Origin of the sequence: Sodalis sp. C49 (assembly GCF_046352915.1) — a bacterium.
GTDB lineage: Bacteria > Pseudomonadota > Gammaproteobacteria > Enterobacterales > Enterobacteriaceae > Acerihabitans.
The window spans coordinates 2,084,413-2,108,774 of sequence record NZ_CP163303.1 but is presented as its reverse complement, the minus strand read 5'-3'; the positions used below and the strand labels follow the sequence as shown (position 1 = coordinate 2,108,774).

Annotated in this window: 20 protein-coding genes, 2 tRNA genes, 5 other RNA genes and 1 pseudogene; 26 read left to right on the top strand and 2 right to left on the bottom strand. The window is 57.0% G+C overall.

What is annotated here, in order from left to right; translation table 11 throughout:
- The first annotated feature begins 14 nt into the window (after positions 1-14).
- The 25 genes and pseudogenes from ABUK12_RS09540 to nadA all read left to right on the top strand — a co-directional run bounded on the left by ABUK12_RS09540 (position 15) and on the right by nadA (position 21,314).
- The gene (locus ABUK12_RS09540; RefSeq protein ID WP_410016046.1) at positions 15-731 is read left to right on the top strand and encodes a succinate dehydrogenase iron-sulfur subunit; all 717 of its coding nucleotides are present in this window, start codon (positions 15-17) and stop codon (positions 729-731) included.
- A gap of 68 nt (positions 732-799) precedes the next feature.
- Positions 800-3,607 carry a 2-oxoglutarate dehydrogenase E1 component gene (sucA, locus tag ABUK12_RS09535; RefSeq protein WP_410016045.1) on the top strand — a complete coding sequence of 936 codons (2,808 nt, stop codon included), beginning with the start codon at positions 800-802 and terminating at the stop codon, positions 3,605-3,607.
- Between the two features lie 15 nt (positions 3,608-3,622).
- Positions 3,623-4,858, top strand: coding sequence for a 2-oxoglutarate dehydrogenase complex dihydrolipoyllysine-residue succinyltransferase (gene odhB / locus ABUK12_RS09530; RefSeq protein WP_410016044.1), 1,236 nt, complete (start codon positions 3,623-3,625; stop codon positions 4,856-4,858).
- 150 nt (positions 4,859-5,008) lie between these two features.
- A complete protein-coding gene (sucC, locus tag ABUK12_RS09525) occupies positions 5,009-6,175 on the top strand; it encodes an ADP-forming succinate--CoA ligase subunit beta (protein ID WP_410016043.1) in 1,167 nt (388 codons plus the stop codon).
- Positions 6,175-7,044 carry a succinate--CoA ligase subunit alpha gene (sucD, locus tag ABUK12_RS09520; RefSeq protein WP_410016042.1) on the top strand — a complete coding sequence of 290 codons (870 nt, stop codon included), beginning with the start codon at positions 6,175-6,177 and terminating at the stop codon, positions 7,042-7,044. The genes sucC and sucD overlap by 1 nt, the downstream gene beginning before the upstream one ends.
- A 1,059-nt stretch (positions 7,045-8,103) precedes the next feature.
- Positions 8,104-8,673, top strand: a complete 570-nt coding sequence (locus tag ABUK12_RS09515) for a TetR/AcrR family transcriptional regulator (protein ID WP_410016041.1) — start codon at positions 8,104-8,106, stop codon at positions 8,671-8,673.
- A 756-nt stretch (positions 8,674-9,429) separates the two neighbouring features.
- Positions 9,430-10,998 carry a cytochrome ubiquinol oxidase subunit I gene (cydA, locus tag ABUK12_RS09510; protein WP_410016040.1) on the top strand — a complete coding sequence of 523 codons (1,569 nt, stop codon included), beginning with the start codon at positions 9,430-9,432 and terminating at the stop codon, positions 10,996-10,998.
- Positions 10,999-11,012: 14 nt separating this feature from the next.
- Positions 11,013-12,152 carry a cytochrome d ubiquinol oxidase subunit II gene (cydB, locus tag ABUK12_RS09505; protein WP_410016039.1) on the top strand — a complete coding sequence of 380 codons (1,140 nt, stop codon included), beginning with the start codon at positions 11,013-11,015 and terminating at the stop codon, positions 12,150-12,152.
- A 15-nt stretch (positions 12,153-12,167) separates the two neighbouring features.
- Positions 12,168-12,266, top strand: a pseudogene (gene cydX / locus ABUK12_RS09500) (cytochrome bd-I oxidase subunit CydX); the annotation flags it as partial.
- 44 nt (positions 12,267-12,310) lie between these two features.
- A complete protein-coding gene (gene ybgE / locus ABUK12_RS09495; RefSeq protein ID WP_410016598.1) occupies positions 12,311-12,604 on the top strand; it encodes a cyd operon protein YbgE in 294 nt (97 codons plus the stop codon).
- Between the two features lie 306 nt (positions 12,605-12,910).
- Positions 12,911-13,315 (top strand): tol-pal system-associated acyl-CoA thioesterase, encoded by a 405-nt coding sequence (gene ybgC / locus ABUK12_RS09490; protein WP_410016038.1) that lies wholly within the window; start codon positions 12,911-12,913, stop codon positions 13,313-13,315.
- Positions 13,312-14,001 carry a Tol-Pal system protein TolQ gene (gene tolQ, locus ABUK12_RS09485; RefSeq protein ID WP_331121173.1) on the top strand — a complete coding sequence of 230 codons (690 nt, stop codon included), beginning with the start codon at positions 13,312-13,314 and terminating at the stop codon, positions 13,999-14,001. Before ybgC ends, tolQ begins: the two co-directional genes overlap by 4 nt.
- A gap of 14 nt (positions 14,002-14,015) precedes the next feature.
- On the top strand, positions 14,016-14,438 hold the full coding sequence (tolR, locus tag ABUK12_RS09480; protein ID WP_410016037.1) for a colicin uptake protein TolR: 423 nt from the start codon (positions 14,016-14,018) through the stop codon (positions 14,436-14,438).
- A 54-nt stretch (positions 14,439-14,492) separates the two neighbouring features.
- Positions 14,493-15,839 carry a cell envelope integrity protein TolA gene (tolA, locus tag ABUK12_RS09475; protein ID WP_410016036.1) on the top strand — a complete coding sequence of 449 codons (1,347 nt, stop codon included), beginning with the start codon at positions 14,493-14,495 and terminating at the stop codon, positions 15,837-15,839.
- A gap of 141 nt (positions 15,840-15,980) precedes the next feature.
- Positions 15,981-17,273, top strand: a complete 1,293-nt coding sequence (gene tolB, locus ABUK12_RS09470; protein WP_410016035.1) for a Tol-Pal system beta propeller repeat protein TolB — start codon at positions 15,981-15,983, stop codon at positions 17,271-17,273.
- 43 nt (positions 17,274-17,316) lie between these two features.
- A complete protein-coding gene (pal, locus tag ABUK12_RS09465) occupies positions 17,317-17,832 on the top strand; it encodes a peptidoglycan-associated lipoprotein Pal (RefSeq protein ID WP_410016034.1) in 516 nt (171 codons plus the stop codon).
- A 9-nt stretch (positions 17,833-17,841) separates the two neighbouring features.
- The gene (gene cpoB, locus ABUK12_RS09460) at positions 17,842-18,654 is read left to right on the top strand and encodes a cell division protein CpoB (protein ID WP_410016033.1); all 813 of its coding nucleotides are present in this window, start codon (positions 17,842-17,844) and stop codon (positions 18,652-18,654) included.
- 178 nt (positions 18,655-18,832) lie between these two features.
- Positions 18,833-18,908 (top strand) — tRNA-Lys (locus ABUK12_RS09455).
- A 44-nt stretch (positions 18,909-18,952) separates the two neighbouring features.
- Positions 18,953-19,080: non-coding RNA, RtT sRNA (locus tag ABUK12_RS09450), on the top strand.
- 33 nt (positions 19,081-19,113) lie between these two features.
- Positions 19,114-19,189: transfer RNA gene (locus tag ABUK12_RS09445), tRNA-Lys, on the top strand.
- A gap of 44 nt (positions 19,190-19,233) precedes the next feature.
- A non-coding RNA gene (locus tag ABUK12_RS09440) (RtT sRNA) lies at positions 19,234-19,360 on the top strand.
- Positions 19,361-19,404: 44 nt separating this feature from the next.
- A non-coding RNA gene (locus ABUK12_RS09435) (RtT sRNA) lies at positions 19,405-19,531 on the top strand.
- Positions 19,532-19,575: 44 nt separating this feature from the next.
- Positions 19,576-19,702: non-coding RNA, RtT sRNA (locus ABUK12_RS09430), on the top strand.
- A gap of 44 nt (positions 19,703-19,746) precedes the next feature.
- Positions 19,747-19,873: non-coding RNA, RtT sRNA (locus ABUK12_RS09425), on the top strand.
- 379 nt (positions 19,874-20,252) lie between these two features.
- Positions 20,253-21,314 (top strand): quinolinate synthase NadA, encoded by a 1,062-nt coding sequence (gene nadA / locus ABUK12_RS09420; protein WP_410016032.1) that lies wholly within the window; start codon positions 20,253-20,255, stop codon positions 21,312-21,314.
- On the opposite strand, the gene zitB is transcribed toward nadA, so the two are convergent.
- On the bottom strand, positions 21,311-22,270 hold the full coding sequence (gene zitB, locus ABUK12_RS09415) for a CDF family zinc transporter ZitB (protein WP_410016031.1): 960 nt from the start codon (positions 22,268-22,270) through the stop codon (positions 21,311-21,313). The genes nadA and zitB overlap by 4 nt on opposite strands.
- A 286-nt stretch (positions 22,271-22,556) precedes the next feature.
- The gene (locus ABUK12_RS09410) at positions 22,557-22,934 is read right to left on the bottom strand and encodes a protein YbgS (protein ID WP_410016030.1); all 378 of its coding nucleotides are present in this window, start codon (positions 22,932-22,934) and stop codon (positions 22,557-22,559) included.
- Positions 22,935-23,258: 324 nt separating this feature from the next.
- On the opposite strand from ABUK12_RS09410, the gene aroG reads away from it, so the two are divergent.
- Positions 23,259-24,341, top strand: a complete 1,083-nt coding sequence (aroG, locus tag ABUK12_RS09405) for a 3-deoxy-7-phosphoheptulonate synthase AroG (RefSeq protein ID WP_410016029.1) — start codon at positions 23,259-23,261, stop codon at positions 24,339-24,341.
- Positions 24,342-24,362: the final 21 nt, after the last annotated feature.

Here is a 24,362-nt window from a genome sequence, read left to right as displayed (position 1 = left end):
AGAGGGCTTACGTAATGAAAGTTGAAATTTCGGTTTATCGCTATAATCCTGATGTCGACGACAAGCCGCGCATGCAGGACTACCAGCTGGATGTGGACGAAGGCCACGACATGATGGTGCTGGATGCGCTCATCCAGCTGAAGGAACAGGATCCGACCCTGGCGTTTCGCCGTTCCTGCCGCGAAGGCGTCTGCGGCTCCGACGGCGTGAACATGAACGGCAAGAACGGCCTGGCCTGCATCACCCCGCTGTCCGCCCTACGCAAAGGCGATAAAAAAGTGATCATCCGTCCGCTGCCCGGGTTGCCGGTGGTGCGTGATTTGGTGGTGGACATGGGCCAGTTCTATGCCCAGTATGAGAAGATTAAACCTTACCTGTTGAATAACGGCAGGAATCCACCGGCCCGGGAGCATTTACAAACGCCGCAGGAGCGCGAAAAACTGGACGGATTATACGAATGTATTCTTTGTGCCTGTTGCTCGACCTCTTGTCCCTCCTACTGGTGGAACCCGGATAAATTTATCGGTCCGGCCGGCCTGCTGGCGTCCTACCGTTTCCTGATTGACAGTCGCGACACCGAAAGGGCGGCGCGGCTGGATGAATTGAACGATGCTTTCAGCGTATTCCGCTGCCACAGCATCATGAATTGTGTCAGCGTATGTCCCAAAGGACTGAACCCGACCAAAGCCATCGGGCATATCAAGAGCTTGCTGGTACAGCATAGCGCCTGATAGTAAAGGCAAATACGTTACATGTTAACCACGGCGAAAACTGAAGCTAACAAGCTTAAGGGATCATAATGCAGAACGGCGCAATGAAGGCCTGGCTGGATTCCTCCTACCTGGCGGGGGCGAACCAGTCCTACATAGAGCAGCTCTATGAAGATTTTTTAACGGATCCTGACTCCGTGGACGACAGCTGGAGTTCGATTTTTAAACAGCTGCCCACCGCCGGCGTCAGCCCCGATCAGCTTCACTCCAAAACCCGGGATTATTTCCGGCGCCTGGCTAAGGACGCAACCCGTTATGCGTCTTCGGTCAACGACCCGGACAATGACTCCAAACAGGTTAAAGTCCTGCAGCTTATCAATGCGTTCCGTTTCCGCGGCCACCAGCATGCCAACCTTGATCCGCTGGGATTATGGAAGCAGGAAACTGTGCCTGATTTAAATCCGGCTTTCCATAATCTGACGGAAGCCGATTTCCAGGAAACCTTCAACGTCGGTTCCTTTGCCATCGGCAAGGAAACCATGAAGCTGGCCGACCTGTATGACGCGCTGAAACGCACCTATTGCGGTTCCATCGGCGCCGAATATATGCATATTACCAATACCGAGGAGAAACGCTGGATCCAACAGCATATCGAATCGGTGGTGGGGCAGCCGAGTTTCGATCGCGACGAAAAGAAACGGTTCCTGAGCGAGCTGACGGCGGCCGAAGGCATCGAGCGCTATCTGGGCGCCAAATTCCCCGGCGCCAAACGTTTTTCCCTTGAGGGCGGCGACGCGCTGATCCCGATGCTGAAGGAAATGATCCGTTATGCCGGCAAGAACGGCACCCGGGAAGTGGTGCTGGGCATGGCCCATCGCGGCCGGCTGAATGTGCTGATCAACGTACTCGGCAAAAAGCCGCAGGACCTGTTCGACGAATTCGCCGGCAAGCATAAAGAACATTTGGGCACCGGCGACGTTAAGTATCACCAGGGTTTTTCTTCCGACATGGAGACCGAGGGCGGCATCGTCCATCTGGCCCTGGCATTCAACCCATCGCATCTGGAAATCGTCAGCCCGGTGGTGGGCGGTTCGGTGCGCGCGCGTATCGACCGGCTCGGCGAGCAAAGCAGCAAGATGGTGCTGCCGATAACCCTGCACGGGGATGCGGCCATCAGCGGGCAGGGCGTGGTGCAGGAAACCCTGAACATGTCCAAGGCGCGTGGCTATGACGTTGGCGGCACGGTGCGTATCGTGGTCAACAACCAGGTCGGCTTCACGACGTCCAATCCCCATGATGCCCGTTCCACCCAGTATTGCACCGATATCGCCAAGATGGTCCAGGCGCCGATTTTCCACGTCAACGCCGACGATCCCGAAGCGGTGGCGTTTGTGACCCGCGTGGCGCTGGATTTCCGCAATACCTTTCAGCGCGACGTGATGATTGATCTGGTGTGCTATCGCCGCCACGGCCATAACGAGGCGGACGAGCCCAGCGCCACGCAGCCGCTGATGTACCATAAGATCAAGAAACACCCGACGCCGCGCAAGATTTATGCCGATCGCCTGGAACGCGATCATGTCGCCACGCTGGAAGATGCGACCGAGATGGTGAATCTCTATCGCGACGCGCTCGACCGCGGCGAGTGCGTGGTAAAAGAGTGGCGGCCGATGAATATGCACTCCTTTACCTGGCAGCGCTTCCTCAATCACGACTGGGACGAAGCCTATCCCAGCGAAGTCGAGCCCAAACGCCTGCAGGAGCTGGCCCGCCGAATCAGTGAAGTGCCGGAAGGCGTGGAAATGCAGCCGCGGGTGGCCAAAATCTATAGCGATCGCGCCCTGATGGCCGCCGGCAGCAAGCCTTTCGACTGGGGCGGCGCCGAAACCCTGGCTTACGCCACTTTGGTCGATGAGGGCGTGCCGATCCGCCTGTCCGGCGAGGATACCGCGCGCGGCACCTTCTTCCATCGCCACGCGGTGGTGCATAACCAGAAAAACGGCTCCACCTATACGCCTTTGGCGCATGTGCACAATGGCCAGGGCACCTTCCGGGTATGGGACTCCGTGCTGTCGGAGGAAGCGGTGCTGGCGTTTGAGTACGGTTATGCCACCGCCGAGCCGCGCACCCTGGTGATCTGGGAAGCGCAGTTCGGCGATTTCGCCAACGGCGCCCAGGTGGTGATCGATCAATTCATCAGCTCCGGCGAGCAGAAATGGGGACGGATGTGCGGGCTGGTGATGCTGCTGCCCCATGGCTATGAAGGGCAGGGGCCGGAGCACTCCTCGGCCCGCCTGGAGCGCTATCTGCAGCTGTGCGCCGAACAGAATATGCAGGTCTGCGTCCCCTCCACGCCGGCGCAGATTTATCATATGCTACGGCGCCAGGCCCTGCGTAATATGCGTCGGCCGCTGATTGTGATGTCGCCGAAGTCGCTGCTGCGTCATCCTCTGGCCATCTCCTCGCTGGAGGATATGGCGTACGGCAGCTTCCTGCCCGCCATCGGCGAAATCGACGACCTGGATCCCCAGGGCGTCAAGCGCGTCGTGCTCTGTTCTGGTAAAGTTTATTATGATTTATTGGAGCAACGGCGCAAGAACGGGCAGCAGGATGTGGCCATCGTGCGTATCGAGCAGCTATACCCGTTCCCGCACCAGGCGGTGCGGGATGCGCTGCAACCTTTTGCCCATGTCCAGGACTTTATTTGGTGCCAGGAAGAGCCGCTTAATCAGGGCGCCTGGTATTGCAGCCACCATCATTTCCTTGAGGTGATTACTCCGGGTGCATCGCTACGTTACGCGGGACGCCCGGCTTCCGCCTCGCCGGCGGTTGGGTATTTGTCCGTGCACCAGACACAACAAAAAAATCTGGTCAATGACGCGCTGAACGTTAATTAAATATAAGGATAGATAATGAGTAGCGTAGATATTCTGGTTCCCGATCTTCCTGAATCGGTTGCCGATGCAACCGTCGCCACCTGGCATAAAAAGCCCGGCGATAGCGTCCAGCGTGACGAAGTGCTGGTGGAAATCGAAACCGACAAAGTGGTGCTGGAAGTTCCCGCGCCCGAGGCGGGCGTGCTGGATGCCCTGCTCGAGGATGAAGGCGCTACCGTCACCTCCCGCCAGGTGCTCGGACGCCTGCGTCCCGGCGACAGTTCCGGCCAGGAAACTTCGGAAAAAGCGCAGAGCAAGGAATCCACCCCGGCGCAGCGCTACACCGCCGGCCTGGAGGAAGAAAATAACGAAGCGCTGAGTCCGGCCATTCGCCGCCTGATCGCCGAACATGATTTGAAAGCCGATGAGATTAAAGGCAGCGGCGTCGGCGGGCGCATCACCCGCGAGGATGTGGACAAACACCTGGTCGCCAAAAAAGCCGAACCGGCTCCCGCCGCGGCGCCGGTTGCCAAGGCGCCGGCACCGGAGCCTGCTGTTGCCGGATTGGGCAACCGCAGCGAAAAACGCGTGCCGATGACCCGTTTGCGCAAACGGGTCGCCGAGCGGCTGCTGGAAGCCAAAAACAGCACCGCCATGTTGACTACCTTTAATGAGGTCAACATGAAGCCGATTATGGATCTGCGCAAGCAGTACGGCGATGGCTTTGAAAAACGCCACGGCATCCGCCTCGGGTTTATGTCCTTCTATATTAAAGCGGTGGTGGAAGCCCTGAAGCGCTTCCCGGAAGTTAACGCGTCCATCGACGGCGAAGACGTGGTCTACCATAACTACTTTGACGTCAGCATCGCGGTATCCACTCCGCGCGGGCTGGTCACGCCGGTATTGCGCGACGTGGACGCGCTGGGCATGGGCGATATTGAAAAAGCCATAAAGGAACTGGCGGTTAAGGGGCGCGACGGCAAGCTGAAAGTGGAAGAGCTGACCGGCGGCAACTTTACCATTACCAACGGCGGCGTATTCGGTTCGCTGATGTCCACGCCCATTATCAACCCGCCGCAAAGCGCCATCCTCGGGATGCATGCCATCAAGGATCGGCCGATGGCGGTGGGCGGCCAGGTGGTTATCCTGCCGATGATGTACCTGGCGCTGTCCTACGATCACCGTCTGATCGACGGCAAGGAATCGGTAAGTTTCCTGGTCACGGTCAAAGAGATGCTGGAAGACCCGACGCGCTTATTGCTTGATGTATAGCAATCGTCGGCCGCGGGCCGGGAAATCCCCAGGCCGCGGCCGGCAGGTTGCCTGCGGGACGTAGCGCCAAGGCGCCTACGGAAAGCACCACTCGAGGGCGGCTGAAGTGCGCCGCCGCCGACACTCCCAGACGAAGATGGAAACAACATCATGAACTTACATGAATATCAGGCAAAACAGCTGTTTGCTCGGTATGGTCTGCCTGCCCCCACGGGTTTTGCGTGCACCACGCCACGGGAAGCGGAAGAATCCGCCTCCAAGATCGGCGCCGGTCCCTGGGTGGTAAAATGCCAGGTTCACGCCGGCGGCCGCGGCAAGTCCGGCGGCGTCAAGGTCGTTAACAGCAAGGAAGAAATCCGCGCCTTTGCCGAACACTGGCTGGGCAAACGCCTGGTGACCTATCAAACGGACGCCCTGGGCCAGCCCGTCCACCAAATCTTGGTGGAAGCGGCAACCGATATCGATAAGGAACTTTACCTGGGCGCGGTGGTTGATCGCGGTTCCCGGCGCGTGGTCTTTATGGCCTCCACCGAAGGCGGCGTGGAAATTGAAAAAGTCGCGGAAGAGACGCCGCACCTGATTCATAAGGTTTCCCTCGATCCCCTGACCGGCCCCCAGCCGTTCCAGGGCCGCGAGCTGGCGTTTAAGCTGGGCTTGTCGGGCAAGCAGGTCGGGCAGTTCACCAAAATCTTCATGGGCCTGGCCGCGCTGTTCCTGGAGCGGGACCTGGCGCTGGTGGAAATTAATCCGCTGGTTATCACCAAGGAAGGCAATCTGGTCTGCCTGGACGGCAAGCTGAGCGCCGACGGCAATGCCCTATTCCGCCAGCCGGAGCTGCGGGAAATGCGCGATAAGAGCCAGGAAGACGCCCGCGAGGCCCAGGCGGCGCAGTGGGAACTGAACTACGTGGCGCTCGACGGCAATATCGGCTGTATGGTGAACGGGGCCGGCCTGGCCATGGGCACCATGGATATTGTTAAACTGCACGGCGGTTCGCCGGCCAACTTCCTGGATGTGGGCGGCGGCGCCACCAAGGAACGCGTTACCGAGGCTTTTAAGATCATTTTGTCGGATGAAAACGTCAAAGCGGTGCTGGTGAATATTTTCGGCGGCATCGTGCGCTGCGATCTGATTGCCGAAGGCATTATCGGCGCGGTGGCGGATGTGGGCGTCAACGTGCCGGTGGTGGTGCGTCTGGAAGGCAACAACGCCGAGCTGGGGGCTAAAATCCTGGCCGAGAGCGGCCTGAATATCATTGCCGCCACCAGTCTGACCGACGCGGCACAACAAGCGGTTGCCGCGGTGGAGGGAAAATAATGTCCATTTTAATCGATAAAAATACCAAGGTTATCTGCCAGGGATTTACCGGCAGCCAGGGCACGTTTCACTCCGAGCAGGCGCTGGCCTACGGCACCAAGATGGTTGGCGGCGTCACGCCGGGCAAGGGCGGCACGGAGCATTTGGGCCTGCCGGTGTTCAATACCGTGCGTGAGGCCGTGGAAAAAACCGGCGCTACCGCCTCGGTTATCTATGTGCCCGCGCCGTTTTGTAAAGATTCCATTCTCGAGGCGGTGGACGCCGGCATTGAGCTGATTATCTGCATTACCGAGGGTATTCCGACCCTGGATATGCTGGTGGTGAAAGCCAAGCTGGAACAGAGCGGCTCACGGATGATTGGACCGAACTGCCCGGGCGTTATCACCCCCGGCGCATGCAAGATTGGTATTATGCCCGGCCATATCCATAAACCGGGCCGGGTCGGTATTGTGTCGCGTTCCGGCACCCTGACGTATGAAGCGGTGAAACAGACCACCGATACCGGGCTGGGGCAGTCCAGCTGCGTGGGTATCGGCGGCGATCCGATCCCCGGCTCGAGCTTTATCGATATCCTGAAATTGTTCGAACAGGATCCGCAGACCGAGGCGATTGTGATGATCGGGGAAATCGGCGGCAGCGCGGAAGAAGAAGCCGCCGCCTATATCAAGGATCATGTCACTAAACCGGTGGTGGGGTATATTGCGGGCGTTACCGCGCCCAAAGGCAAGCGTATGGGGCATGCCGGGGCGATTATCGCCGGCGGCAAGGGCACGGCGGACGAGAAATTCGCCGCGCTGGAAGCGGCCGGGGTAAAAACCGTGCGCAGCCTGGCGGAGATTGGTACCGCGCTGAAAACCCTGCTGTCATAAGTGCGCCGCGCCCGTTGACACTTTTGTTTGGGATCGGTGTTGGCGGGCCTGGCATGCCATGGGGCGCCCGGTCGGGCGGGAAAAGCACGCCCGATTCGACCCCATTGGCACGTTCTCCCTTTAACACGCCGCGTTGAGATCGATGTTGGCGGGCATACCGTGCCATGGGGTGCTCGGTCGGGCGGAAACACCACGCCCGATTCGACCCCATTGTCACGCTCTCCCTTTAACACGCCGCGTTGAGATCGATGTTGGCGGGCATACCGTGCCATGGGGTGCTCGGTCGGGCGGAAACACCACGCCCGATTCGACCCCATTGGCACGCTCTCCCTTTAACACGCCGCGTTGAGATCGATGTTGGCGGGCATACCGTGCCATGGGGCGCTCGGTCGGGCGGAAACACCACGCCCGATTCGACCCCATTGGCACGCTCTCCCTTTAACACGCCGCGTTGAGATCGATGTTGGCGGGCATACCGTGCCATGGGGCACTCGGTCGGGCGGGAAAAGCACGCCCGATTCGACCCCATTGGCACGCTCTCCCTTTAACACGCCGCGTTGAGATCGATGTTGGCGGGCATACCCTGCCATGGGGCGCTCGGTCGGGCGGAAACACCACGCCCGATTCGACCCCATTGGCACGCTCTCCCTTTAACACGCCGCGTTGAGATCGATGTTGGCGGGCATACCGTGCCATGGGGCGCTCGGTCGGGCGGGAAAAGCACGCCCGATTCGACCCCATTGGCACGCTCTCCCTTTAACACGCCGCGTTGAGATCGATGTTGGCGGGCATACCGTGCCATGGGGCGCCCGGTCGGGCGGGAAAAGCACGCCCGATTCGACCCCATTGGCACGTTCTCCCTTTAACATGCCGCGTTGAGATCGGTGTTGGCGGGCATACCGTGCCATGGGGCGCCCGGTCGGGCGGGAAAAGCACGCTCGATTCGACCCCATTGGCACGCTCTCCCTTGAACACGTCTGCTTTAGGCGCGGCGTTGCCGGGCCTGGCGCGCTATGGAACTAATTGAACTGGTCGGTTCAGTTAGGCATAATGGGTGCCATGGGCAGACAAAAAAAATTCAGTCGTGAGGGTGTGCTGGAGAAGGTGATCCCCGTCTTCTGGCGGCACGGCTTCGCCGGTACCACCCTGGCGCATCTCGAAAAGGCGAGCGGGGTGAATAAATCCGGCCTTTACGCCGAGTTCAGGGATAAGGACGACCTGTTCCTGGCGTGTCTGCGCCACTATATCGATCGGCGCGCCGTGCATGCGGCCTTAAGCGCCCGCCCCCAGGGCTGGGGCAATATCGAGGCGTTTTTGCGATTGTCCTGCGGCTCCCCGGAGCCTCAGGATAGCGTTTGCCCGCAAGGTTGTCTGGCGGTTAACTCCATGCGTGAATTCGCGCTGTTGCCGGCCGGCGCCATCGACATCATTACGCAACTGCGTGAAACGATACGCCCGCTGCTGGTGGAGAATATCAGGGCGGAGGAGACGCGCACCGACGCGGAGATCCTGGCGGAAATGGTGTCGGTATTTTTTTCGGGTCTGTGCATTGAGCAGAACCTGCAACGGGGGTTTGCCGATACCGACCGTAAAATAAGGCGGTTTATGCAGGCGCTGCGTACATTGTAGGCGGCTTTTATCCGCCGTTTCACGCCCGATCGCCGGATCGGGGTGCATAACCCCCTCGCCGTTTCCCGCCGCCCACCGTGCAGCATGATGCATTAGCCGTATCATCGTATTGACGCCCTCGTCCGAAGCGTCTGTCACTTCCTTTTTTTATTCGTCGCCTCATCACATTTATTGCAAATTAAATTCATCATTATCATAGCGCGCTTCTATTGCATGATTAGGCCATCCAATAATGCTAACGTAACAAATAAAAAATATCCCTTGGGTTTTATTTTCTTTTAACTTAATTTCGCGATCTTATTAATTACAGTTTTTTAACATTAACGCTTTTATAGAATAAATAAATAACAATATTTAACATACGTGGTGAAAAATTGCGATAAATCAATGATTTTTGATGGCGTTTTATGTTCAAATCAGGATAACTTGCGCTGGCGCAATTTTACTGCCGATGTCGGGTAAGGCCGGATTTGATCGAGAGGTGATTTCCTAACCTGCATCACGAAAAAAGGTATTTATCCTGAGTAAGTTGAGGGGTACTATATGGTTGGTTTAAATCCGGTTAGTGCGTTTCATTAAAATCCGTCGTCGGTTTACCGCTTAGACGCCTGGGCGTTGTTTTTGGCCGGCCGAACCGATTGTCGGGAACAATTATAAACTCTTTATTATTCACCGCGGGTTGTTGCGTCGCTTTGTTTCGCCAGGGCGCCAGATTACCGCACGTGGGAACCATCCTGCGAGGAGCAAGGAGTCAACATGTTTGATGTCGTCGAACTGTCACGGTTACAGTTTGCCCTAACGGCGATGTACCATTTCCTGTTTGTCCCACTCACCCTGGGGCTGGCGTTTTTATTAGCCATCATGGAAACGGTGTACGTCCTGTCCGGCAAAAAAATCTATAAAGATATGACTAAATTCTGGGGCAAGTTGTTTGGTATCAACTTTGCCTTGGGGGTAGCCACCGGGCTGACCATGGAGTTCCAGTTCGGAACCAACTGGTCGTATTTTTCCCACTACGTCGGCGACATTTTTGGTGCTCCGCTGGCCATCGAAGGATTAATGGCCTTCTTCCTGGAGTCCACCTTTGTCGGCCTGTTCTTCTTCGGCTGGGATCGCCTGAGCAAAACGCAGCATCTGACGGTTACCTGGATGGTGGCGTTAGGTTCCAACCTGTCCGCACTGTGGATACTGGTGGCCAACGGCTGGATGCAAAACCCTATCGCGTCGGATTTCAACTATGAAACCATGCGTATGGAAATGGTCAGCTTCGCCGATCTGGTGCTCAATCCGGTGGCGCAGGTAAAATTCGTGCATACCGTGGCCGCGGGCTACTGTACCGGCGCCATGTTTGTCCTCGGCATCAGTTCCTATTACCTGCTTAAAGGCCGGGATATCGCCTTCGCCAAACGGTCTTACGCCATCGCGGCGGCGTTCGGCATGGCGGCGGTGTTGTCGGTTATCGTGCTGGGTGATGAATCCGGCTATGAAATGGGCGACGTGCAAAAAACCAAACTGGCGGCCATCGAGGCGGAATGGGAAACACAGCCGGCACCGGCCGCGTTTACCCTGTTTGGCATTCCCGATCAGACCATCCAGCGCAATAACTTCTCCATCCAGATCCCTTTTGCCCTGGGCATTATCGCGACCCGTTCGACGGATCGCCAGGTGACCGGCATCAAGGATCTGATGGTGCAGCATCAGATCCGTATCCGCAACGGCATGAAAGCCTATGAGCTGTTGCAGCAGCTGCGCGGCGGCCATGCCGATCCGGCGGCGCGCGCCCAGTTCAACGCGATAAAACAGGATCTGGGCTATGGCCTGCTGCTGAAACGCTATACGGATGACATCCCCAACGCGACCGAAGAGCAGATCCAGAGCGCCACCAACGACTCTATCCCGCGCGTGGCGCCGCTGTACTTCTCCTTCCGCATCATGGTGCTGGGCGGCGTGCTGATGCTTCTTATCATCACCATGTCCTTTTGGAGCGTGGTGCGTAACCGTATCGGTCAACGGCCGTGGCTGCACCGCGCCGCGCTGTACGGCATTCCCATTCCCTGGATCGCCATCGAAGCCGGCTGGTTTGTCGCGGAGTACGGCCGCCAGCCCTGGGCCATCGGCGAAATACTGCCGACCGCGGTGGCCAATTCCAGCCTGACCGCCGGCGATATCCTGTTCTCCATGGGGCTTATCTGCGGACTCTATACCCTGTTCCTGGTGGCCGAAATGTATTTGATGTTCAAATATGCGCGCCTGGGGCCTAGCAGCCTGCATACCGGCCGCTATCATTTCGAGCAGCCGACGCTCGCCACGCAGAAAGTCTATTAACAGGAGCCTACGCCATGTTTGACTATGAAGTATTACGCTTAATCTGGTGGGCGCTCATCGGTGTCCTGCTGATAGGCTTTGCCGTAACCGACGGTTTCGATATGGGCGTCGGCATGCTGATGCCCCTCCTTGGCCGAACGGATAACGAACGCCGGGTGATGATCAATACCATCGCCCCGCACTGGGAAGGCAACCAGGTCTGGCTGGTCACCGCCGGGGGGGCGCTGTTCGCCGCCTGGCCGATGGTGTACGCCGCGGCGTTTTCCGGCTTTTATATCGCCATGATCCTGGTGCTGGCTTCGCTGTTTTTCCGCCCGGTGGGTTTTGATTACCGTTCCAAGATAGAAGATCCGCGCTGGCGCGGCATGTGGGACTGGGGCATCTTTATCGGCAGTTTCGTGCCGCCGGTGGTGATCGGCGTCGCCTTCGGCAACCTGCTGCAGGGCGTACCTTTCCACGTGGATGAATACCTGCGCCTGTTTTATACCGGCAATTTCTTTCAATTGCTGAACCCCTTCGGTTTGCTGGCGGGCATTGTCAGCCTGGCGATGTTTATCGGCATGGGGGCGACCTATCTGCAAATGCGCGTCAGCGGCGATCTGCTGGTGCGGGTGCGTACCGTCGCGCAAATCAGCAGCCTGGTATCCATGGTGGCATTCCTGCTGGGCGGCGTGTGGCTGGTTAACGGCATCGACGGTTTTACCATCACTTCGGTCATCGATACCAACGCCGTGTCCAATCCGCTGAATAAAACCGTCGCGCACCAAGCCGGCGCGTGGCTGGCGAATTATCACAGCTTCCCGCTACTCTGGGCTATTCCCGCGCTGGGCGTATTATTGCCGCTGCTGACCTTGCTGTGTTCCCGGCTCGGCAAAGGCGCATGGGCGTTTATTTTCTCATCGCTGACCGTGGCGTGCATCATCCTGACGGCGGGGGTTACCCTGTTTCCGTTTATCATGCCGTCGAGCACCATGCCGGAAGCCAGCCTGACGGTATGGGACGCCACCTCGAGCCTGCTAACGCTGAAGGTCATGACCATCGTCGCCGTTATCTTTGTGCCGATTGTGCTGCTGTATACTATCTGGTGTTATTACAAGATGTATGGCCGCATTACCAAAGAGCATATCGAACAAAACGCGCATACGCTGTACTGAGGAAGGAGCTGAAAAATGTGGTATTTTGCCTGGATATTAGGAACGCTGCTTGCCTGCGCCTTCGGTATTATTACGGCCCTCGCGCTGGAGCATCATGAAGATAGCCAGCCGGGCGTCGTCGGGTCCGACGGTGAGCGGGTAGAGAACGACCTGAAGTGATCAGGTCCGTTACCGATTTCCTCTACCGCCTGACCGACAGCAGCCCGTTGCGGCTGCTGTCGCTTATCATGGCGCTGGCGCTTGCCGGCTGCGTCTTCTGGATGCCGGCGCGTTTTGCCTCCACCACCAGTTCGCTCACCGCCTGGCATAATTTGCTGATTGTCTGGGCGGTATGCGCAGGCGTTATCCACGGCGTGGGTTTTCGCGCGCGCCGATGGGGATGGCGGCTGGCGTTTTTGCCGCTGGCGGCGATAGTGGTGCTGGCCATCGCGCTGGGTTATTTATTTCTCTAAACAGCCAAGCGAAACAACGCTGTTTTTAGCGTTGTTTCAGCGACCGCATTTCACCGCAAAGCCTTTGCGAATAAAGCCCGTCGCCGCAATAGGTTATTTCACTATTCCCGCATTTCATTAACACAACGGGTATAATGCCGGGTCTTTTTGTCAGCACTTGCGCTATATTCTTTACATTGCCCGTCCCACGCGGCGCCGGTGCCCGCTTTATCCATAATTATTTTCATTCATCCGAGGTAATCCATTCCAAACGGTGTTGCTCTTGCGTATAGTAAGCACCGTTGTTTTGCGTTGCTGGGATGTACAGTGAGTAATACGTTATTCCGATGGCCGGTACGCGTCTATTATGAAGATACGGACGCCGGGGGTGTGGTTTATCACGCACGCTACGTGGTTTTTTACGAAAGGGCCCGTACCGAAATGCTGCGCCAGCATAATTTCCATCAGCATGCCTTCCTCAGCGAGAATATCGCGTTTGTGGTAAGGCGCATCACGGTGGACTATCTCGCCTCAGCGCGTCTGGACGATTTGCTGCAAGTGGAAAGTGAAATCGTCTCAATGCGCGGTGCCTCTCTGACTTTTGCGCAACGCATCCTGAACGCTGAAGGGCAACTTCTCAGCCAGGCGGATGTTTTGATAGCCTGTATTGATCTACACCAAATGAAGCCTGTCGCGCTTCCTAAGTCTATTGTCGCGGAGTTCAAGCAGTGACTGACATGAACATTTTTGATCTGTTCCTGAAAGCAAGCTTTCTGGTTAAACTGATCATGTTGATTTTAATGTGCTTTTCCATTGCATCCTGGGCGATCATCATCCAGCGCACCCGTATTTTAAACACGGCCACCCGCGAGGCGGAAGCCTTTGAGGACAAATTCTGGTCCGGTATTGAATTGTCCCGCTTGTATCAGGAAAGCCAGACCCGCCGCGACGTGCTGACGGGATCCGAGCAGATTTTTTATTCCGGCTTTAAAGAATTCGCCCGTTTGCACCGCGCCAACAGCCATGCGCCTGAAGCGGTGGTGGAAGGCGCCTCGCGCGCCATGCGGATTTCCATGAACCGCGAGCTGGAAGCGCTGGAAACCCATATTCCTTTCCTCGGCACCGTGGGCTCCATCAGCCCGTATATCGGCTTGTTCGGCACCGTCTGGGGCATCATGCATGCCTTTATCGGCCTGGGCGCGGTTAAGCAGGCCACCCTGCAAATGGTCGCCCCCGGTATCGCCGAAGCGCTGATCGCCACGGCCATCGGCCTGTTCGCCGCTATTCCGGCGGTGATGGCCTATAACCGCCTTAGCCAGCGCGTGAACAAGCTGGACCAGAACTACGACAACTTTACCGAAGAGTTCATCGCCATCCTGCATCGCCAGGCCTTCGCCAGCAGCGATAGCGCTAAGTAGAAGGAGGGGAGAACATGGCCCGCAGACGTGGTCGGAATCAAATTAAGTCGGAAATTAACATTGTTCCACTGCTTGACGTGCTGCTGGTGCTGGTGTTGATTTTCATGGCGACGGCGCCCATTATCACCCAGAGCGTCGAGGTGGATTTGCCCGACGCGACGGATTCAAAAGCGGTCAGCAGCGATGATAATCCGCCGGTGATCGTCGAAGTATCGGGCGTTGGCCAGTACAGCCTGGTGGTGGATCACAACCGTATGGAACAGTTGCCGCCGGAGCAGGTGGTGGCCGAGGCGCGCTCGCGCATTACGGCCAATCCCAAAGCGGTATTCCTTATCGGCGGCGCGAAAGACGTGCCTTATGATGAGATTATCAAGGCGCTGAATTTGCTGCATCAGGCCGGCGTGAAGTCGGTGGGCCTGATGACCCAGCCCATTTAACGGCATGCTGATCATGCGCGATTTAACTGGCAAATCTGTTTGTGGGAATCGATTGTGGTAAAGGCAACCGAACAGAACGATAAGCTCAAACGCGCCATTATTATTTCGATTGTTCTGCATATTCTCCTGATCGGGTTACTGGTCTGGAGTTCCTACACGCAGACTCTCGAATCCAGTGGCGGCGGCGGAGGCGGCTCGTCCATCGACGCGGTTATGGTCGATCCCGGTGCCGTGGTGCAGCAGTATAACCGTCAACAGCAGCAGCAGACGGACGCTCAGCGCGCGTCGCAGCTGCGGGAAAAACAGGCGCAACAGCAGGCGGAAGAGCTGCAGCAAAAGCAGGCCGCCGAGCAGCAGCGCCTGAAAGAATTGGAAAAAGATCGGCTGGCGGCGCAGGAAGCGGCGCAGCAGCAGAAAGAACAGCAGGCGGAGCAGCAAAAACAGGCTGCGGAAGCCGCTAAACAGGCGGCGGAACAAAAGCAGCAGGCGGAAGCCGCCACCCAGCAGGCCAAGGAACAGCAGAAACAGGCGGAAGCCGCGGCAGCCCAGGCCAAGGCCGAGGCGGCGCAGCAGGCCAAAGCCGCCGCCGAAGCGAAAAAACAGGCGGAAGCCGAGGCCAGTAAACAGGCCGCGGCGGCTGCTGCGGCGGCGAAAAAGCAGGCTGACGCGGCAGCGCAGGCCAAGGCCGAGCAGGCCGCCAAGGCGAAAGCCGTAGAAGACGCGAAAAAAGAAGCGGCCGCGGAAGCGGCGGCCGCCAAGGCGGAAGCCGCCAAAGCCGCCGCCGCCGAAAAAGCGGCGGCCACCGCCAAGGCCGACGCGGCCAAAGCGGCCGCCGCCAAAGCCGAAGCGGCCAAGGAAAAAGCGGACGCCGCCGCCGCGGCCAAGGCCGAACAGGCCGCCAAGGATAAAGCCGCCGCCGCGGCTGAAGCCAAGGCCGCCGCCGCCGCCGCTAAAAAAGCGGCCGGGGATGCGAAAAAAGCCGCCGCCGCCGCCGCTGCAAAAGAGTCTAATGAAGTCGATGATTTATTGGGTGGTTTGACCGATTCGAAAAACGCGCCCAAAGCCGGCGGCGGGCCAACCGGGGGCAGTAAGCCGAAAGGCACGGGCGCGAGCAAGGAGAGCGGGGCGTCGGGCGCGGAAATAAATAGTTACGCCGGTCAGGTTAAAGCGGCCATCGAAGCGAAGTTTTACAGCGATCCTTCATTCGCCGGCAAGACATGTGTGTTGCGCCTGAAGCTGGCTCCTGATGGCATGGTCATCTCGGTCTCTTCCGAAGGGGGCGACCCGGCCTTATGCCAGGCGGCTGTCTCGGCGGCGAAACTGGCTAAAATACCGAAACCGCCAAGCCAGGCCGTTTATGAAGTATTCAAAAATGCGCCAATTGATTTTAAACCGCAATAATGGGTAAAGAAGTCAAAATATACCGGTGATGGTTTAAGATTTAGACTATGTTGTCTACCTGATGTATATGGTTTTGTTTACGTGGTTTAGTTAAAATTCTGCTAATTTATCGTGGCGTATCGCCTCGGTATGGGAGATGAAATGAAGCAGGCATTTCGAGTAGCGCTAGGTTTAATGATTTTATGGGCATCCGTGCTGCATGCGGAAGTGCGAATTGAGATCACGCAAGGGGTTGACTCGGCGCGGCCGATTGGCGTGATTCCGTTTAAATGGGCGGGACCGGGCGCCGCGCCCGAGGACATCGGCGGCATTGTCGGCGCGGATTTGCGCAACAGCGGTAAATTTAACCCGATCGATGTGGCGCGTATGCCGCAGCAGCCCGGTACGGCCGCCGAAGTCACACCGGCGGCATGGACCGCCCTGGGTATCGACGCGGTTGTCGTGGGGCAGATCCAACCCAGCGCCGACGGTAATTTTGTCATCTCCTACCAACTGGTTGATACCTCCGGCAACCCCGGCGCGGTATTGGAGCAAAACCAGTTTAAAGTGAAAAAATCCGATCTGCGTTACGGTGCCCATGCCGCCAGCGACGGCGTTTTTGAAAAATTGACCGGGATCAAGGGCGCGTTTCGCACCCGTATCGCTTATGTGGTGCAAACCAACGGCGGGCAGTATCCTTATGAGCTGCGCATAGCCGACTATGACGGGTTCAACCAGTTTGTGGTCCACCGGTCTCCCCAGCCGCTGATGTCGCCGGCCTGGTCGCCTGACGGCAGCAAGGTGGCCTATGTGACGTTTGAAAGCGGACGCTCGGCGCTGGTGGTGCAGGATGTCTATAAACAAACGGTAAGGCAGATTGCCAGCTTCCCGCAGCATAACGGCGCGCCGGCCTTTTCGCCGGACGGCTCCAAGCTGGCTTTCGCCCTGTCGAAATCCGGTAGTTTAAATATTTATGTGATGAATTTAGGCTCCGGCCAAATAACGCAAGTGACCGACGGTCGCAGCAACAACACGGAGCCGACCTGGTTCCCGGATAACCAGACCCTGGCGTATACCTCGGACCAGGGCGGCCGTCCGCAAGTGTATAAAGTGGGTATCAACGGCGGTAGCCCGCAGCGCCTGACCTGGGAAGGTTCCCAGAACCAGGACGCCGACGTGAGCGCGGACGGTAAGTTCCTGGTCATGGTCAGCAGCAACGGCGGCGCTCAGCATATCGCTAAACAAGATCTGGCGACGGGAGCCGTGCAAGTTTTAACGGCCACGTTCCTGGATGAAACACCTAGCCTCGCACCCAATGGCACCATGGTTATCTACAGCTCTACACAAGGGATGGGTTCCGTGCTACAGCTGGTTTCGATTGATGGGCGTTTCAAAGCGCGTCTTCCGGCGACTGATGGACAGGTCAAATTTCCTGCCTGGTCTCCGAATCTGTGATGCATGTGTAAATATGTATGGCAAACTATAAAAGGAAAATGAGATGCAACTGAACAAAGTGCTAAAAGGGCTGATGCTGGCCGTGCCTGTACTGGCTATCGCCGCGTGTAGTTCCCACAAAAGCGCTAACAATGGCGCAGATTCTGCCATGGGCGCTGGCACTGGTATGGACAATGCGAGCGGTGCCAATTCTTCTTCCGAAGAACAAGCGCGTCTGCAGATGCAAGAACTGCAACGGAACAATATCGTTTACTTCGATCTTGATAAGTACGATATCCGTTCTGATTTCGCCCAGATGCTGGACGCACATGCTAACTTCCTGCGCAGCAACCCATCCTATAAAGTGACCGTAGAAGGTCATGCGGATGAACGCGGTACGCCGGAATATAACATCGCCCTGGGCGAACGTCGCGCCAATGCCGTGAAGATGTATCTTCAGGGTAAAGGCGTCTCTGTCGACCAGATCTCTATCGTATCTTACGGTAAAGAGAAGCCGGCTGTGCTGGGACATGACGAATCGGCTTATGCCAAAAACCGTCGTGCCGTACTGGTATACTAAGAGAATTGCATGAGCGGTAACTTCAGACATTACCTGTTAAGTCTGTCGTTGCTGGTTGGCGTAGCGGCCCCTTGGGCCGCTACCGCCCAAGCGCCAATCAGTAATGTCGGCTCCGGCTCGGTGGAAGATCGGGTCACTCAACTTGAGCGTATTTCCAACGCTCACGGTCAGCTATTAACTCAACTTCAGCAACAACTCTCCGACACTCAGCGCGATATCGATTCCTTGCGGGGTCAAATCCAGGAAAGCCAGTACCAGCTTTCGCAAGTGGTGGAGCGCCAGAAACAAATCTATCAGCAAATGGACAGCCTGAGCAGCAAAGGCGGCCAGGATGCGGCTGCGGCCACGCCTGACAGCGGTGCGGACAACAGCGGCGCGGCAACCCCGTCCACTGGCGCCAGCGCCGATGCGGCGGCTCCTGCGGCCTCTTCGGCCGGCAGCAGCACCGGTGACGCCAATACCGATTACAACGCGGCGGTGGCTTTGGTACTGGAGAAAAAACAGTACGATCAGGGCATCACGGCATTCCAGAATTTTGTTAAACGTTATCCGGATTCAACCTACCAGCCCAATGCCAACTACTGGTTGGGTCAGTTGAATTACAACAAAGGTAAAAAGGACGATGCGGCGTATTATTTTGCCCTGGTCGTTAAAAATTACCCCAAATCACCCAAAAGCTCCGAAGCCCTGTTTAAAGTTGGGGTAATCATGCAGGAAAAAGGCCAGACCGACAAAGCCAAGGCCGTTTACCAGCAGGTTATCAAACTTTATCCCAACACGGATTCTGCCAAACAAGCGCAAAAACGCCTGTCCAGTCTTTGAACCATTCAGGCCTCTTGCGGGTATTACCCGCCGGATTCAGGCCTGGATGCTCGAAGATCAAGCAGTTGAACGCTATTGTGCAAATTTAGGTTGCGCAGAAAATTTTAGAAAGTAATATATGCCGCCGTTGCCACGGGAAAGCGTGACATCCCGGGCGCCAGCAAAATAACGGATATCAGGGTCGTTAGCTCAGTTGGTAGAGCAGTTGACTTTTAATCAATTGGTCGCAGGTTCGAATCCTGCACGACCCACCAATTTTGCAGATATCAAGCTTTATGAACACCGTCGCTAGTGTGGTATAGCGCAGGAGTTGTGTCAGATTCGAGCCTGCGCAGGTTCGAGCCGAGCGCAGCGAGACAGCGTTGCCGGTACGGCAACGACCCGGAGGGCGAGGCCAAAGGCCGAGTCATCCTGCACGACCCACCACTATCCGGTCGCCACACAGTAAATCCCGCCAAGGGGTCGTTAGCTCAGTTGGTAGAGCAGTTGACTTTTAATCAATTGGTCGCAGGTTCGAATCCTGCACGACCCACCATTATTATAAAGTTCCCCAAGCTTGTCGCCATTATCCGTATTTACATAGCGCATTCGTCGTGCGGATGAGAACCTGCGCAGGTTCGAGCCGAGCGCAGCGAGACAGCGTTGCCGGTACGGCAACGACCCGCAGGGCGAGGCCAACGGCCGAGTCATCCTGCACGACCCACCATTATTATAAAGTTCCCCAAGCTTGTCGCCATTATCCGTATTTACATAGCGCACTCGTCGTGCGGATGAGAACCTGCGCAGGTTCGAGCCGAGCGCAGCGAGACAGCGTTGCCGGTACGGCAACGACCCGCAGGGCGAGGCCAACGGCCGAGTCATCCTGCACGACCCACCATTATTATAAAGTTCCCCAAGCTTGTCGCCATTATCCGTATTTACATAGCGCACTCGTCGTGCGGATGAGAACCTGCGCAGGTTCGAGCCGAGCGCAGCGAGACAGCGTTGCCGGTACGGCAACGCCCCGCAGGGCGAGGCCAAAGGCCGAGTCATCCTGCACGACCCACCATTGTTATAAAATTCCCCAGGTTTGACTCCATTATACGTATTTACATAGCGCACTCGTCGTGCGGATGAGAACCTGCGCAGGTTCGAGCCGAGCGCAGCGAGACAGCGTTGCCGGTACGGCAACGACCCGCAGGGCGAGGCCAACGGCCGAGTCATCCTGCACGACCCACCATTGTTATAAAATTCCCCAGGTTTGCCTCCACTATACGTATTTACATAGCGCACTCGTCGTGCGGATGGGAACCTGCGCAAGTTCGAGCCGAGCGCCGCGAGACAGCGGTATCCACAAGAATTTTGCGACATTGCGCCCTGTATCGCACATATCGACTGGTGCGGCGCCGTAAAATCCATTAATGTTTTGCCTTCAGCGCCTGCCTGCATACCAAAGTCATATTAACTAAACAAAAACACAAAAAAATACAAAATTAACAGGACATTTGGTTAAAAATTGATTATTTTGTTTAGTATATAAAACACACGCGCTGCATAGACTGTGCAAACGCCTTTAACGGCGCCCAGCCCATGCGCGGGAACACAGCAGGATATAAGCAATGAGCGAAGTGTTGGATGTCAATGCGGCCATCTATCCTTTCCCACCCAAACCGCGCGCCCTGAACGCGGATGAAAAAGAATTCTATTACGCCAAGATCGCGCGCTTGCTGAAACAGCGCAACGCCGTTATGGTCGCCCATTATTATACCGACCCGGAAATCCAGGCGCTGGCGGAGGCGACCGGCGGCTGCGTGGCCGATTCGCTTGAAATGGCGCGGTTTGGCAGCACGCATCCCGCCACCACGCTCCTGGTGGCCGGCGTGCGGTTTATGGGGGAAACGGCGAAAATCCTCAGCCCCGAGAAAACGGTGCTGATGCCGACCCTGAAGGCCGAATGTTCGCTGGACCTGGGATGCCCGGTGGAGGAGTTCAGCGCGTTTTGCGCCGCCCATCCGGACCGCACCGTGGTGGTCTACGCCAATACCTCGGCGGCGGTTAAAGCGCGCGCCGACTGGGTTGTTACCTCCAGCATCGCCGTTGATCTTATCGAGCATCTTGATAGCCTGGGGGAAAAAATCATCTGGGCGCCGGACCGGCATCTCGGAAGGTATGTACAAAGCCAGACCGGCGCGGATATTTTATGCTGGCAGAGCGCCTGCATCGTCCATGACGAGTTCAAGACCCAGGCATTGCTCAATATGAAACAGCTTTATCCGGACGCGGCGGTGCTGGTACACCCTGAATCGCCCCAGGCCATCGTCGCCATGGCCGATGCGGTCGGGTCGACCAGCCAGCTGATCCAGGCGGCAAAAACCCTGCCGCAGCAGCAAATGATCGTCGCGACCGATCGCGGCATATTTTATAAAATGCAGCAGGCCTGTCCGGATAAAACCCTGCTTGAGGCACCCACCGCCGGTGATGGCGCCACCTGCCGCAGCTGCGCCCATTGCCCCTGGATGGCCATGAACGGCCTGAAAGCCGTCGCTGACGGCCTTGAACAGGGCGGGGCTGCCCATGAGGTCCATGTGCCGGATGAATTGCGTGTCAAGGCGCTGGTGCCGTTAAACCGCATGCTGGCCTTTGCCGCCGAGCTTAAGGTACGGGTTACCGGCAACGCTTAATGATGATGGTGGGCATGGGCCAGCCCGCCGCCGCCGTTGATACCGCAATCGTCCTCGGGGCAGTTGCGGTATTCCATCTGCACGGTGGCATGGCTGATGTGGTAATGGTCCAGCAGAAAATGCTGGATTTGATGCAGCAGCGCATCATGATCATAGGGCGGAATCACCTGCGCATGCAGGGTCATCACCGGTTTTTCGCCCACTTGCCAGATATGGACATGATGGATGTTGCGCACCTCGGGAATATTCAGCGACAGATCCCGTTTCAGTTTCTCGATATCTATGCGGCTGGGCGTGCCCTCGAGCAGCTCATGGAGGCTTTCGCGCATCAGCCGCCAACCACTGCGCAGCACCAGGCACGAGACCAGGATGGATAAGATCGGATCGATGGGCATCCAGCCGGTCATCAATATCACCACCGCCGCGATAATCGCCCCGACCGATCCCAATAAATCCCCCAGCACATGCAGCGCGGCGGCGCGCAGGTTGATGTTTTTTTCACCTTCTCCCCCATGCAGCAGCACGAAAGACAGCAGGTTGGCCAACAGGCCGGCAACGGCGATAATCATCATGGTCCAGCCGGCCACCGGATGGGGTTGGTAAAAACGCCGTATCGCCTCCCAGACAATCAGCGCGGTAATCAACAGCAGGGCCAGCGCGTTCACGAAGGCCGCCAGGGTGGTCAATCTCAGGTAGCCGAAGGTATGGCTGCTGCTGGGTTTACGTTGGGCGAACCGTACCGCCAGCAAGGCCATCAACAACGCGGCGGCGTCGGTCAGCATATGCCCCGCATCGGCCAGCAGCGCCAGCGATCCCGACAGCAGCCCGCCCGCCACTTCCACGGCCATAAAAACAGCCGTTATGGCAAAGGCCGCCATCAGGCGTTTATTATTGTTGTTCGCCTGCGTCCCATGCTCCTGGGCATGGGATGGCGAAGGGTTATGTGTCGATGCCATGCATTTTCCTGTAAAAGCGCAACCTGTCTACCAAGATAGTAGCCGAGAAACGAAGGGTTGCCGTAGGGATTTCTCAGGTTATTATGGTAACGGCGGCGGTAATAATAAATGCCGCGGGCGGCGGAACGTTGAGCCGGTTTGGCGCCTTGATGCTATTCTTTATAACAAACGCGCTGGATAATGCCGCTCAGCAGCCATAATACATAAAAAAAGAAACCAGGCTGTAACCTGATTTCTCTTGAAAAAGCTGAATAATAAAGCAGGGGGAAGCCTGCCGGTTCAGTTTTTAATTGGTGGTGCCGTCGGTTTTAGTGGCCTCGGTAGTGCCGCTTTGGCCGGTTTCAACTTTGGAATTGGTGTCCGGGCAACGGCCGTCTTTACACATGGTATTTTTGTGTACCTCGGAGGCGTTTAAATCAGAGGTGGCGTCGGTGCTGCCGGTCTTGGAGGTATCGGTGCCGCCGGTATTGATTTTGTCGTTGCTGACGCCATTTGGCGCGGTATTCTCTTTAGAACCGGCACCGCCAGATTGGTTTTGCTGGCCATTATTGGAATTGGTGCTGCCGGCTGCTGTAGAATCTGCAGCCATGGCCGCACCGCTGCCCAGGGTCATTACAGCGGTAATAAACAACATTGCCATTTTCTTCGTGGTAGTGGTTTGCATATTATTTTCCCTCTTTCGTGCCAGGGGTGATTATCAAACCCGCATTTTGACATGTTTAGCGGGCGCAAAACCTCACCGAGGCGCACCCAATGGCCTCGCAAGGAAATGGTAAGCCGAAAGAGCGGGGCTTTTAAGTTCCCGTTATCGTTGGCTTATCACTATTTAAGGATAGCCAAGAATCGGGAGTTATCAAATTTCAAGGCAATTTACTGGCGAAAGGCTTGAAAGCATGTGTACAGTATCAATCCCGCCAGTGAGATTAAACGGCAAAAATTCAAGATGTTATGAATAAGCGCAGCCGCGTGGAGAGAAAACGGACCCCCTATGAATTACCTTAACGACGATCTAAGAATTAAAGATATTAAAGAGTTACTGCCGCCGGTGGCGCTGCTGGAAAAATTCCCCGCCACCGAGCGCGCCGCCAGGACGGTATCAAGCGCCCGCGCCGCAATTCACAAGATCCTCAAGGGCAACGACGACCGCCTGCTGGTGGTTATCGGTCCCTGCTCGATTCATGATACCGCGGCGGCCACAGAATATGCCGCGCGTTTGCTTGCTTTGCGCCAGCAGCTGAGCGGCGATCTGGAAATAGTGATGCGGGTATATTTTGAGAAACCGCGCACCACCGTAGGCTGGAAAGGGCTTATCAATGACCCGCTAATGGATAACAGCTTCCAGATTAACCAGGGCCTGCGCATTGCCCGTAAACTCCTGCTGGACATTAACGATACCGGCCTGCCGGCGGCCGGCGAGTTCCTGGATATGATCACCCCGCAGTACGTCGCGGATCTGATGAGCTGGGGCGCCATCGGCGCGCGCACCACCGAATCACAGGTGCATCGCGAGCTGGCCTCAGGCCTCTCCTGTCCGGTGGGTTTTAAAAACGGCACCGACGGCACCATCAAGGTCGCCATTGACGCTATCAATGCCGCCGGCGCCGCCCATTGTTTTTTGTCGGTGACCAAGTGGGGCCATTCCGCCATCGTCAACACCAGCGGCAATAGCGACTGCCATATCATTCTGCGCGGCGGCAGGGAGCCCAATTACAGCGCTCACCATGTTAACGCGGTAAAAGTGGGGCTGGCCAAGGCCAACCTGCCCGCCCAGGTGATGATAGATTGCAGCCACGCTAACAGCAGCAAGCAGTACAAAAAACAAATGGAGGTCGCGCAGGATGTCTGCACGCAGCTGACGGCGGGCGAAAAGGGCATTATCGGCGTCATGGTGGAAAGCCACCTGGTGGAGGGTAACCAGAGCCTTGAGAGCGGTGAACCCTTGGTTTATGGCAAAAGCATTACCGATGCCTGCATAGGCTGGCCGGATACCGAAGTGATGTTAAACCAATTGGCCCAGGCGGTACGGGCACGGCGTCTGGCGGCGGGCCGGGACGTTAACCCTGCTGCCTGAAAGGATATTGCCGGATGATGC

Excerpts from the sequence above, each read along its gene's own strand:
- ABUK12_RS09540 (WP_410016046.1), top strand. The coding sequence starts at position 15 with ATGAAAGTTGAAATTTCGGTTTATCGCTATAATCCTGATGTCGACGAC.
- sucA (WP_410016045.1), top strand. The coding sequence starts at position 800 with ATGCAGAACGGCGCAATGAAGGCCTGGCTGGATTCCTCCTACCTGGCG.
- odhB (WP_410016044.1), top strand. The coding sequence starts at position 3,623 with ATGAGTAGCGTAGATATTCTGGTTCCCGATCTTCCTGAATCGGTTGCC.
- sucC (WP_410016043.1), top strand. The coding sequence starts at position 5,009 with ATGAACTTACATGAATATCAGGCAAAACAGCTGTTTGCTCGGTATGGT.
- sucD (WP_410016042.1), top strand. The coding sequence starts at position 6,175 with ATGTCCATTTTAATCGATAAAAATACCAAGGTTATCTGCCAGGGATTT.
- ABUK12_RS09515 (WP_410016041.1), top strand. The coding sequence starts at position 8,104 with ATGGGCAGACAAAAAAAATTCAGTCGTGAGGGTGTGCTGGAGAAGGTG.
- cydA (WP_410016040.1), top strand. The coding sequence starts at position 9,430 with ATGTTTGATGTCGTCGAACTGTCACGGTTACAGTTTGCCCTAACGGCG.
- cydB (WP_410016039.1), top strand. The coding sequence starts at position 11,013 with ATGTTTGACTATGAAGTATTACGCTTAATCTGGTGGGCGCTCATCGGT.
- tolR (WP_410016037.1), top strand. The coding sequence starts at position 14,016 with ATGGCCCGCAGACGTGGTCGGAATCAAATTAAGTCGGAAATTAACATT.
- tolB (WP_410016035.1), top strand. The coding sequence starts at position 15,981 with ATGAAGCAGGCATTTCGAGTAGCGCTAGGTTTAATGATTTTATGGGCA.
- pal (WP_410016034.1), top strand. The coding sequence starts at position 17,317 with ATGCAACTGAACAAAGTGCTAAAAGGGCTGATGCTGGCCGTGCCTGTA.
- cpoB (WP_410016033.1), top strand. The coding sequence starts at position 17,842 with ATGAGCGGTAACTTCAGACATTACCTGTTAAGTCTGTCGTTGCTGGTT.
- nadA (WP_410016032.1), top strand. The coding sequence starts at position 20,253 with ATGAGCGAAGTGTTGGATGTCAATGCGGCCATCTATCCTTTCCCACCC.
- zitB (WP_410016031.1), bottom strand. The coding sequence starts at position 22,270 with ATGGCATCGACACATAACCCTTCGCCATCCCATGCCCAGGAGCATGGG.
- ABUK12_RS09410 (WP_410016030.1), bottom strand. The coding sequence starts at position 22,934 with ATGCAAACCACTACCACGAAGAAAATGGCAATGTTGTTTATTACCGCT.
- aroG (WP_410016029.1), top strand. The coding sequence starts at position 23,259 with ATGAATTACCTTAACGACGATCTAAGAATTAAAGATATTAAAGAGTTA.